An 11,311-nucleotide genomic window follows, 5' to 3' on the forward strand; every position below is an offset into this window, starting at 1 on the left:
TGTATATTATGAACATAAACAACGCCAGGAAACCAAAGAATTTAAAGAGATATACAAAGAACGTGCAGCACAAGAACGAAAGAATGGGGAAATGAAGAATTTCCATGGTTTAGATCGTGCCGAAGGGTATGGTCTAAGAAGTGTGTCTTCACAAACCAAGTTAACGGCAATAGCGGTTAACTTGAAGAGGATAGCGAAGATAATATCCTCTACCTGAGGCCACCAGCCTCTCCCAAGATCCATTTTTATGGACCTTGGGAGTTTTTTTATGGGCTGAGCCGTATTCTCACAAAAAATACCGTACTTTTTCAGTGGTCTCGGGAATGTACTCGCTTTCCGCGGAGATACGTTCAAGCTCCCTCGAACACCGCTCTGTGGGATCTTGAACAGTACACTACTTCCGTAGGAGTCTTGCACATTAACACCGTGCATGCTTTTTAGACACATATGAGAATAAACCCAAGAGTGTACGTAGGAAAGTTTAGTATCTACTTATAAGACTGCAATGTTTTCCAGCTCCAATAGAAGTAAGAGAAATGATTGATTCCATTTGAATATTTGGTATAGGTCGTGGGGAAAGGGGAGACTCCCGTGGGAGAAGGAGCTAGACGAGATCCCGGAAGGCGTACCTGAGGAGGCTTGTCAGTTCCCCCACAGGAAAGCGAGCCTTTCCCCAACGACCCTTAAATCCCACTAACATGTCGGAATCGAGTCTTCATGAATACTAAACATTTAGTAGAGAGCAGATACGTTTAGGAGTTAAAGAGGAGGGGAATCCGAATCATCGAAACGAAGTTTCGTATCATAATAAAAGATGCTTGCATGACAAAAGGCATGCAAGCAAAAGATAATCTTATCCTACATATAGAAGGGTTGGCTCCTAATGAAAGAAGTAATCTTAGCACTGATAACAGGGTTCATTGTCGGCATTATCTTCGCCGCGTTCAAATTACCAATCCCGGCTCCACCTGCATTTGCGGGCGTCGCTGGGATCATTGGGATCTATCTGGGTTTTAGAGTTATGGCATGGATCGGCCCTATGCTGCCTGAATTTTTCAAATGACTGCTTGGATCTTCGTTATCATGGGTAGGTTCATGGAATGGCTCTATATACCTGGAGGCAATGGGATCTTCAATAAATTTACAAACATCACGATTTAGACGCTTTTACAATCCCCCCTTAGACTTAAAGATCCTTTTATAGGAAAGGTCTCAGGAGGATGGCTATTTTTTGGTTCAGTCGTGTGGTGAGAGAACGTTGATTGAGCCAATGATCATCAAATGGTATAGCATCTGCAACATCTTCCATGTAGCCTTTTTTTAACTCGCCGATAAATGCTTCATCATACACATAAGTGTTCACTTCTTTGTTCAGAAATAAGCTGCGCCGGTCGAAATTGGCTGTTCCTATGTCTGCAAACTGCCCATCCACCATGATGACTTTCGAGTGATAGAAGCCGGCGTCGAACAAATAGATCTTTGCTCCCAGCCGGTACAGTTCCTCCAAGTAAGGAATAGCTGCAGGCTTTACAAAAGGGTGATCCGCTTTCATCGGTACCATGATGATGAGGTTGACTCCTTTTTTTATTGCTGTTTTTAAAGAGTTTTGCAAACGGTCCGTTGGAATGAAATAGGGGGTGCCAATCAGGATTTCTTGCTTGGCAGACTGGATGATATGATCGAATTCTCCTTCCAGTTCTACCCCATCTGTGGGGATAATTCTCAGTTTATAGTTGCCTTCTTCCTTGGGAGGAGGGCAATGATCGATTTGCTCTCCTGTAGCGAGGTACCAATCATCCAACAGGATTTTGTGCATATCAGATACGACTGGACCTGTTAACCTTAGATGATAATCTCTCCAATTTCCGAACTTGGCAGACTCTCCGATATAGTTTTTTCCTATGTTAAACCCACCTACATAACTTATTTTCCCATCAATAACTGTAATTTTTCTGTGATTCCTTCGATTAAATCGATAAAAAAAGAAGGGAAAACCGGGCGTTTCAGCGAAATGAAACTCAACACCTGCTTCTTTCAAATCTTCTCGGGCTTTTTTATTGATCTTATATCCACCGATCCTGTCTACCAGTAACCGTACAGACACGCCATTGCGAGCTTTATTTTTCAAGATTTCCAGGAAGTTCTCGCTAATATAATCACGATCTATCAAGAAGAAGTAGACATCGACTTGTTTCTCGGCATCGGCTATGTTCTGAAACAATTCTTCAAAAAGAACGGAACCGTTTTTAAAAAGTTTATAATTACCGGTTGCTTGCTGTGAGGGAAGGGTCCGAGGATTTTTCCGGTGCTTCGCCCGTCCTAACTTGAAGTCGATGAACAGTAATAATATCAATAAGATAATTAATAAAATAAAGGTGACGAACATTTTTCACCCCTCCATATAAGTTTCTTCCCCCTAGTTTCCCCGTTTCTTGAAGTTTAAAAAGGGAAAAAACGAAAATGTGTTGACTGAATGCTCATTCATAATTTATAGTAAAGCTATAAGATTCAGAAAATTTTAAGATTACCTGTCAGATTTTCTGATCGGAGAAAAGGGAAGTCGCCATCGTGCGCGACAACAACAAAGAGGGGGAGAACCGATGAATCCGTTGTTGGTGGCAAACTGGATTTTGTTTCTGGGTGTACTAGTGTACGGCCTGTACTTATTCGTCCGTGTCGTTCAGACTCGAGTAGCCTATATCAAATTAGGAAAGAAATTCGAGTATGACAGACGGTTGAAGAGACGTTTACAGAAAATATGGATTTATGTCTTTGGACAAAAGAAGTTGTTAAAAGATAAAAAATCAGGCATCATCCATGTGATGATGTTCTATGGTTTCATTCTGGTTCAGTTCGGAGCCATTGATTTTATTTGGAAAGGACTGGCTCCAGACTCACACTTGCCTTTAGGGCCTTTCTATCCTGGCTTTACATTTTTCCAGGAAATCGTGACATTGACTATTTTAGTTGCGGTCATCTGGGCATTTTATCGTCGCTATATCGAGAAGCTTGTTCGTTTAAAACGCGGTTTCAAAGCGGGCCTTGTTTTAATATTCATTGGAACATTGATGGTAACAGTACTCGTCGGAAATGGAATGGGTATCATCTGGCACGGCCATGAAGGTGCATGGACGGAACCAGTTGCGTCCGGAATTGCAAGCGCTTTCGGTTGGCTGCCTCCGGTGGCAGCAGCAACTGTCTTCTTCATTATGTGGTGGATTCATTTGTTGATTTTGCTGACATTCTTAGTCTATGTACCACAATCCAAACACGCCCACTTGCTTGCGGCTCCAGTTAACGTTTTCTTAAGCAGAGAAGAGCCTCCAGGGAAACTTAAACCAATTAACTTTGAGATGGATGAAGACGCGGACGAAGAGGATGTTTCGTTTGGGGTTGGGAAGATTGAAGACTTTAATCAGCTTCAAATGATCGATTTTTATGCTTGTGTGGAGTGTGGACGTTGTACAAATGTTTGTCCGGCTTCCGGCTCAGGGAAGATGCTTTCGCCGATGGATCTGATCATCAAACTGCGCGATCATCTAACAGAAAAAGGAGCGGCAGTTACGGGACAATCCCCTTGGGTTCCTTCTTACGCTTTTTCCGGAACCGAAGGGAATACATTGGCACAAATGTCACGATCCCAGGGGTCAGATGAAGCAGCAGCTACCCTGGACGCTGTTAATAGCAAGAGTCTGATCGGAGATGTCATTACAGAAGAAGAACTTTGGGCGTGTACGACATGCCGAAATTGCGAAGACGCTTGTCCTGTCATGAATGAACATGTAGATAAAATCATCGACCTTCGCCGTTACCTAGTTCTGACGGAAGGAAAGATGGATGCAGATGGCCAGCGTGCCATGATGAACATTGAGCGTCAAGGGAATCCTTGGGGGCTTTCCAAGAAAGAACGTGAGGATTGGAGACAGCTTGATGAAGATGTCCACATCCCTACAGTAAAAGAATTGAAAAAGTCAGGCGAAGAATTTGAATACTTATTTTGGGTAAGCTCCATGGGATCTTATGATAACCGCAGTCAAAAAATCGCCATGGCATTTGCAAAACTCATGAATGCTGCGGATATTAAATTCGCTATCCTTGGAAATAAAGAACAAAACTCCGGCGATACAGCCCGTCGTATGGGGAACGAATTCCTATTCCAGGAACTTGCAGAAAAGAACATGAAAGAATTCGAGAAGCATAATGTGAAGAAAATCATCACAATCGATCCGCATGCGTATAACATTTTCAAAAATGAATACCCTGATTTCGGGCTTGAGGCAGAAGTATATCACCATACGGAAATGCTGTCAGAGTGGTTGAAAGAAGGACGCTTAAAACCTGAAGGGGTTGTAAACGAAAAGATCACCTACCATGATAGTTGCTATCTCGGCAGGTACAATGAAGTATATCAACCACCACGTGAAGTGCTCGAAATGATTCCGGGCGTGGAAGTGGTCGAAATGAAGCGTAACCGCTCCAACGGGATGTGCTGCGGAGCCGGCGGCGGTATGATGTGGATGGAAGAGAAATCGGGTAACCGTGTCAACGTAGCACGTACGGAACAGGCCCTGGAAGTAGAACCAACGATGATCTCCAGTGGTTGTCCGTTCTGTCTGACGATGCTTTCTGATGGAACGAAAGCGAAGGAAGTGGAAGAAGAAGTCAGTACAATGGATATCGCAGAAATCTTAGCCAAATCGATGTTTGAGAAAACAGAAGAAAAGACGGCTTAATCAAACGTTTGATTAAGAAAAGCGCAAGCGCCCCGAAAGACACGAAACGCATAAGCAAAACGGCTGGAGGAAGGTGACCTTGTCACAAAAAAGAAGTTCGGTTAAGTTCGCAACGTCCTGTTGCAACACCGAACGACCCCACTTCCTGTGAGGCCCGCAAGACGGATTGCTTATGTCGCGAGTGTCTGGGCGCTGGAGCTGGACAATAGAAAAGCGTAAGCGCCCCGAAAGACACGAAACGCATAAGCAAAACGGCTGGAGGAAGATGACCTTGTCAAAAAAAGAAGTTCAGTTAAGTTCGCAACGTCCTGTTGCAACACCGAACGACCCCGCTTCCTGTGAGGTTCGCAAGACGGATTGCTTATGCCGCGAGTGTCCGGGAGCTGGATATGGCGGCATGAAGTTCATTCATTTTAGTGCGATCAATTTTATACTTTCTTACTTTTCAATAAAGGAAACGTCGAAAACTAAGAAAGTGATGAAAAATAGTGTGAAAATTGTGGAAAGTGTACAGTGTTTTATGTACACTTTCCTTATGGGACGGTTTCGAGCGAGCGTTCAATCGTCAATTATGTAAGCGTTAACATAAAAGAGGAGGAAAATATATGCGTAAAACTGTAATTGTAGCCGGAGCTCGTACACCTTTTGGGAAATTCGGAGGGTCTCTTGCACCATTGACTGCTGCACAACTTGGGGGAATCGCCATCAAAGCAGCACTAGAGCGTGCGAATGTTAAAGCGGAAGACGTTGACGAAGTAATCATGGGGACAGTCTTGCAGGGCGGTCAAGGACAGCTGCCATCTCGCCAAGCGTCAAGGGAGGCGGGAATTCCGTGGGATGTGAAAACAGAAACTGTCAATAAAGTTTGTGCCTCAGGCATGCGTAGTGTGACGATGGGGGATCAATTCATCCGTTTAGGGGAAGAAGAAATCATCGTTGCTGGAGGGATGGAAAGCATGAGTAACGCACCATATTTTATGCCAAAAGCTCGTTGGGGTTTGCGGATGGGAGATGGTGCAGTCAAAGATATGATGGTCCATGACGGGTTGACCTGCTCTTTTGAGAACGTTCATATGGGGAATTACGGCAACCGCACAGCAAAAGAATTTGAATTGACAAGAGAAGCTCAGGACGAGTGGGCTTACCAAAGTCATCAAAGAGCCGTGAAGGCGATTGGTGATGGGGTGATGGCAGAGGAGATTACTGCTGTGGAAGTTCCTCAACGTAAAGGGGAACCAAAAGTCATTGATACAGATGAAGCCCCGCGTAAAGATACGACCGTCGAATCGCTAGCCAAACTTCGCCCGGTTTTTGATCAGACAGGAACCATCACAGCTGGCAATGCACCTGGAGTCAATGACGGAGCTTGTGCCATGTTACTGATGTCGGATGAAAAAGCGGAAGAACTAGGAGCAGAGACACTTGCTACGATTTTGGCGCACGATGAGATAGCGGTCGAAGCACAAGACTTTCCTCAAACGCCTGGCCTTGTCATCAATAAATTGCTGGAAAAATCAGGAAAGTCCCTGGACGAGATCGATCTTTTCGAAGTGAACGAAGCATTCGCTGCTGTTTCCCTTGCAAGTGGGAAAATCGCTGGACTTGATCATGAAAAAGTGAACGTTAACGGTGGTGCTGTGGCTTTGGGTCATCCGATTGGTGCAAGTGGTGCCAGAATCATTCTTACACTTGCTCATGAATTGAAGCGTCGCGGCGGGGGCCTTGGCATTGCAGCCATTTGCTCTGGTGGCGGCCAAGGAGATGCTGTATTGATCGAAGTACCGAAACAATAAGGAGGAACGTGTCATGACAATCAACCGAGTGATGGTCATAGGTGCGGGACAAATGGGAGCGGGAATCGCTCAAGTCTTCGCCCAGGCCGGATTGAATGTAAAGTTGAACGATATGAGCCAGGATGCTTTGGATCAAGGTTTGTCAGGAATCGAAAAACGCCTTGCACGGGCAGTAGAAAAAGGTCGGATGACTACAGAAGATAAAGACGCTGCCTACGCGCGATTGACAGGGACGACGGATTTGAAAGAGGCATCGGATTGTGACCTTGTCATTGAAGCGGTTGTGGAGAAGATGGATGTAAAAGTGAGCGTCTTTCAACAGTTGGACGAAATTACCCCACCTCATGCAATTCTAGCTACAAACACATCTTCTTTACCGATTACAGAGATTGCAGCAGCAACAGAGCGCCCGTCACAAGTCATCGGCATGCACTTTATGAACCCTGTTCCTGTCATGAAGCTTGTCGAAATCATCCGAGCCATCCAAACGAGCGATGAAACCTATCAATCCATTGAAGATATGACCAAGAAATTAGAAAAAACTCCTGTTGAAGTGGAGGATTTCCCTGGTTTCGTCTCCAATCGTATTTTGATGCCGATGATCAATGAAGCTATCTATACGGTTCACGAAGGAGTTGCATCTCCGGAGGATGTCGATGCAGTGATGAAGTTAGGGATGAACCATCCAATGGGACCACTCACACTTGCCGACTTCATTGGTTTAGATACGTGTTTATCCATCATGGAAGTGCTTCATGATGGATTCGGCGATAGCAAGTACCGTCCATGTCCGCTTTTAAGGAAATATGTGAAAGCAGGGTGGCTCGGTAAAAAGGCAGGGCGCGGTTTTTACACCTACGATTAACGTGTAAAGGGGAGAACGATAATGAATTTGCAGTTCACTGATGAACAGGAAATGATGAGGAGAATGGTCCGTGACTTCGCGGAAAAAGAAATAGCACCAGCCGTAGAGCGTATGGAAAGTGAAGATCGTTTCCCTTCTGAGTTGATTCCGAAAATGGGAGAGATCGGATTGATGGGTGTGCCGATTCCAGAGAAATATGGCGGGGCAGAAATGGACTATATCTCGTATATCATTGCCATCCATGAAATATCCAAGGTTAGCGCTACCCTTGGAGTGATTTTATCTGTCCACACTTCTGTCGGTACAAATCCGATTTTATACTTCGGAACCGAGGAGCAGAAGGGAAAATATATCCCTAAACTCGCAACGGGAGAGTATTTGGGTGCTTTCGCCTTGACGGAACCAAGCGCAGGGTCAGATGCGAGCAGCTTGAAGACTCGCGCCGAAAGAAAAGGAGACCATTACGTCCTTAATGGCTCGAAGGTGTTCATCACAAATGGAGGGAACGCAGATACATTCATCGTTTTCGCTCGTACGAATCCTGGTGTGGATACAAAAAAAAAGGTTGAGCGCGTTCATCGTGGAACGGAACACACCTGGCTTTTCAATAGGAAAAGCGGAGAAGAAGATGGGGCTCCACGGATCGAGTACGGTTTCCCTCAATTTCGATCAGTGCGAAATTCCTATAACTCAGCGGTTAGGAGCAGAAGGAGAAGGCTACAAAATTGCTCTTGCCAATTTAAATATCGGAAGAATCGGCATTGCTGCCCAGTCTCTCGGGATTGCGGAAGCGGCCCTTGAACACGCAGTCGCTTATGCGAAAGAACGGGAACAGTTTGGACGTTCGATTGCACATCTGCAAGGTGTTTCTTTCAAACTGGCTGATATGGCGACAGAAGTGGAGGCATCCAGGCTGCTAGTATATAATGCTGCCTCTCTCCAGGCTGCAGGTAAAAAGTGCGGGAAAGAAGTGTCGATGGCTAAATTAATGGCTTCGAAAACGGCGGTGAAGTCAGCGATTGAAGCGGTGCAGGTTCACGGAGGCTATGGCTTTACACAAGATTACGCTGTCGAGCGATTCTTCAGAGACGCTAAAGTGTGTGAAATTTATGAAGGTACGAGTGAGATTCAACGTGTTGTAATCGGAAATCATCTGCTTAGAGACTAGGAGGCTGTCAAAAATGAATTTTACTTTAACAGAAGAGCAGGAAATGTTGAGAAAAATGGTCCGTGACTTCGCTAAGAATGAAGTGGAACCAACAGCTGCAGAACGTGATGAAGAAGAGCGTTTCGATCGTGGAATATTCGATAAAATGGCGGAATTAGGTTTAACAGGAATACCGTGGCCCGAAGAATACGGGGGAATCGGTTCTGATTTTGTCAGTTACGTCATCGCTGTAGAAGAGCTTTCCCGTGTTTGTGCATCAACAGGTGTTACTCTATCTGCGCACATTTCCTTAGCAAGCTGGCCGATCTTCAAATTCGGTACGGAGGAGCAAAAGAAAAAGTATCTGACACAGTTGGCTTCAGGAGAAAAGCTCGGGGCCTATGCGCTTTCTGAACCCGGAGCAGGCAGTGACGTTTCTTCCATGAGGACACAGGCGAAGCTTGAGGGCGACCATTATGTGTTGAATGGAAGTAAAGTTTGGATTACAAACGGCGGAGTAGCTGACATTTACGTCGTATTTGCTAAAACAAATCCAGACGAAGGAAACCGGGGAATCAGTGCGTTCATCGTCGAAAAAGATACGCCAGGATTTTCAACAGGGAAGAAAGAAAAGAAACTCGGCATTCGTTCATCCCCAACAACGGAATTGATTTTCGAAGATTGCAAGATTCCGAAAGAAAACATACTAGGGGAAGAAGGAAAAGGCTTCAAAGTAGCGATGATGACTCTGGACGGAGGTCGAAATGGAATTGCTGCTCAAGCGGTAGGAATTGCTCAAGGGGCTCTCGATGAAGCTGTCGGTTATGCCAAAGAACGGGAACAATTCGGGAAGCCGATCGCCAGTCTTCAAGGTATTTCTTTCAAGTTAGCGGACATGGCAACAGAAATAGAGGCATCTCGGCTGTTAACATACCAGGCTGCTTATTTAGAGTCCGAAGGCAAGCCATATGCAGAGGCATCAGCCATGGCGAAATTGTTCGCAGGCGATACAGCAATGAAGGTCACTACCGAAGCGGTGCAAGTCCATGGTGGGTACGGTTATACGAAGGATTATCCAGTAGAGCGATACATGCGTGATGCGAAAATCACTCAAATATACGAAGGAACACAGGAGATCCAGAGGCTCGTAATCGGGCGCATGGTTACGAAATAGAGAGTAAGGGCTATGCATTCACTTGCCGAACGTATACAGAAGCAGGATATGAGGGCTTTGGCCCGTGCGATTACGTTGATTGAAAATGATGATGAAGAAAAGCTGGCATTGATGAGCGATATTTTTTCTATCCAGAAGCAAGCCCATTATGTCGGCATTACAGGATCACCAGGTGCTGGTAAAAGTTCACTGATAAATCAGTTGCTCACCTATTTAAGGAAGCAGGATCTCACGGTTGCTGTCATTGCTGTCGACCCGACGAGCCCATTCAGCGGAGGGGCTCTCTTAGGAGATCGTACGAGAATGAACCAGCATTTTATGGATCCGGGGATATTCATTCGTAGTATGGCAACAAGAGGGAGTCTTGGAGGTCTGGCGCGAGCGACGAAGGATAGCATCCGTGTTTGCGATGCGTATGGCTTTGATGTGGTATTAGTTGAAACGGTAGGCGTCGGGCAATCAGAACTGGACATTATGAAAGTGGTAGATACGACGGGACTTGTCATGACGCCGAATAGTGGCGATGTACTGCAAATCTTCAAAGCCGGGATCATGGAGATTGCAGATCTATTCATTATTAATAAAGCGGATTTACCAGGAGTCCGGAAGCTGATCTCGACACTTAAGGAATACATGATGATTGTTCAACCCGAAGGCTGGGAACCTCCAATCGTCCAAACGGTATCCACAAAGGCTGAAGGAATGCCTGATTTATGGAAAAGGATAAAGGATCATCAATCTTATTTGTACCAGACGGATAAAGGAGCGGAACGTAGAAAGCAACAACTTCAATTGGAAGTCTATGATTTAATTCGCGAAGAAATTTGGCGCGAAGTCAAAACGGAAATGGAAAAGGACCATAAAAAAATGGAGATTTTCCAAAACCCAGATGCAGATCCTTATCAGTTAGCGCGATCCTGGTTTCAGGAATGGGCGAGGAAGGATGAGTGATGTTGGCGAAAAGACAGGTACCTTCAACTATCAAAGATGAAGCGCTCGTCTCCAAACGGAGAAACCAAATGATCAAAGGCGCCGTCACACTTTTTATGGAAAAGGGATTTCATAAAACAACAACCCGTGAGATTGCTAAGGCCTCAGGATTCAGTATCGGCACCCTTTACGAATATATCCGCAAAAAAGAAGATGTGCTGTTCCTTGTCTGTGATTCAATCTATCAGCGGGTAAAAGAGCGTATGGAAGAGTCCATAAATCCGAACCAAACGAGTGCAAACAGCCTTGTCCATGCCATCCGTTCTTATTTTCAATTGATGGATGAGATGCAGGATGAAGTTCTCGTCATGTATCAGGAGGTAAAGTCGCTCTCCCGTGATGCTCAAGATTATGTTTTACAAAAAGAACGCGACATGGTGGCAATGCTGGAGCAGGTGATTGTGAACAGCCTCCCCGGACAGCTGACCGAAGAAGAAGTGAAACTTATGGCCAATAACATTTTCGTGCAAGGCCAAATGTGGGGATTCCGCAGATGGATCCTCCAACGGACATTTACGATTGATACTTATACCGATACGCAGATTCATTTGTTGCTGAAAGGCCTCGATCGTGAGGTAGAAAGCACACTTCAATAGAAAGGAAGATCGG

The 11,311-nt window shown here is 45.2% G+C and carries 8 protein-coding genes and 2 pseudogenes; 9 read left to right on the forward strand and 1 reads right to left on the reverse strand.

What is annotated here, in order from left to right:
• Both BMZ58_RS13835 and BMZ58_RS13840 read left to right on the forward strand, forming a co-directional pair.
• Nucleotides 1-211: pseudogene (locus BMZ58_RS13835) on the forward strand (transposase); the annotation flags it as partial.
• Nucleotides 212-883: 672 nt separating this feature from the next.
• Nucleotides 884-1,063 (forward strand): XapX domain-containing protein, encoded by a 180-nt coding sequence (locus BMZ58_RS13840; protein WP_075037160.1) that lies wholly within the window; start codon nt 884-886, stop codon nt 1,061-1,063.
• A 135-nt stretch (nt 1,064-1,198) separates the two neighbouring features.
• Here the strand turns inward: BMZ58_RS13840 and cls are convergent, their stop codons facing one another.
• Complete coding sequence (cls, locus tag BMZ58_RS13845; RefSeq protein WP_075037161.1) at nt 1,199-2,386, reverse strand: cardiolipin synthase; 1,188 nt, start codon at nt 2,384-2,386, stop codon at nt 1,199-1,201.
• Nucleotides 2,387-2,600: 214 nt separating this feature from the next.
• Between cls and BMZ58_RS13850 the strand changes: the two genes are divergently transcribed.
• From BMZ58_RS13850 to BMZ58_RS13885, 7 genes and pseudogenes are all read left to right on the forward strand, one after another.
• Nucleotides 2,601-4,733 (forward strand): 4Fe-4S dicluster domain-containing protein, encoded by a 2,133-nt coding sequence (locus tag BMZ58_RS13850; RefSeq protein ID WP_075037162.1) that lies wholly within the window; start codon nt 2,601-2,603, stop codon nt 4,731-4,733.
• A 605-nt stretch (nt 4,734-5,338) separates the two neighbouring features.
• On the forward strand, nt 5,339-6,526 hold the full coding sequence (locus BMZ58_RS13860) for an acetyl-CoA C-acetyltransferase (RefSeq protein WP_075037164.1): 1,188 nt from the start codon (nt 5,339-5,341) through the stop codon (nt 6,524-6,526).
• A 13-nt stretch (nt 6,527-6,539) separates the two neighbouring features.
• A complete protein-coding gene (locus tag BMZ58_RS13865; RefSeq protein ID WP_075037165.1) occupies nt 6,540-7,391 on the forward strand; it encodes a 3-hydroxybutyryl-CoA dehydrogenase in 852 nt (283 codons plus the stop codon).
• A gap of 21 nt (nt 7,392-7,412) precedes the next feature.
• A pseudogene (locus BMZ58_RS13870) lies at nt 7,413-8,559 on the forward strand (acyl-CoA dehydrogenase).
• Nucleotides 8,560-8,572: 13 nt separating this feature from the next.
• Complete coding sequence (locus BMZ58_RS13875) at nt 8,573-9,712, forward strand: acyl-CoA dehydrogenase (RefSeq protein WP_075037166.1); 1,140 nt, start codon at nt 8,573-8,575, stop codon at nt 9,710-9,712.
• 12 nt (nt 9,713-9,724) lie between these two features.
• Nucleotides 9,725-10,663, forward strand: coding sequence for a methylmalonyl Co-A mutase-associated GTPase MeaB (meaB, locus tag BMZ58_RS13880; RefSeq protein ID WP_075037167.1), 939 nt, complete (start codon nt 9,725-9,727; stop codon nt 10,661-10,663).
• A 2-nt stretch (nt 10,664-10,665) separates the two neighbouring features.
• Complete coding sequence (locus BMZ58_RS13885; RefSeq protein ID WP_075037313.1) at nt 10,666-11,298, forward strand: TetR/AcrR family transcriptional regulator; 633 nt, start codon at nt 10,666-10,668, stop codon at nt 11,296-11,298.
• Nucleotides 11,299-11,311: the final 13 nt, after the last annotated feature.

The sequence above is a fragment of the Halobacillus dabanensis genome (assembly GCF_900114165.1).
GTDB lineage: Bacteria > Bacillota > Bacilli > Bacillales > Halobacillaceae > Halobacillus > Halobacillus dabanensis.

Excerpts from the sequence above, each read along its gene's own strand:
- BMZ58_RS13875 (WP_075037166.1), top strand. The coding sequence starts at position 8,573 with ATGAATTTTACTTTAACAGAAGAGCAGGAAATGTTGAGAAAAATGGTC.
- meaB (WP_075037167.1), top strand. The coding sequence starts at position 9,725 with ATGCATTCACTTGCCGAACGTATACAGAAGCAGGATATGAGGGCTTTG.
- cls (WP_075037161.1), bottom strand. The coding sequence starts at position 2,386 with ATGTTCGTCACCTTTATTTTATTAATTATCTTATTGATATTATTACTG.
- BMZ58_RS13860 (WP_075037164.1), top strand. The coding sequence starts at position 5,339 with ATGCGTAAAACTGTAATTGTAGCCGGAGCTCGTACACCTTTTGGGAAA.
- BMZ58_RS13850 (WP_075037162.1), top strand. The coding sequence starts at position 2,601 with ATGAATCCGTTGTTGGTGGCAAACTGGATTTTGTTTCTGGGTGTACTA.
- BMZ58_RS13865 (WP_075037165.1), top strand. The coding sequence starts at position 6,540 with ATGACAATCAACCGAGTGATGGTCATAGGTGCGGGACAAATGGGAGCG.
- BMZ58_RS13840 (WP_075037160.1), top strand. The coding sequence starts at position 884 with ATGAAAGAAGTAATCTTAGCACTGATAACAGGGTTCATTGTCGGCATT.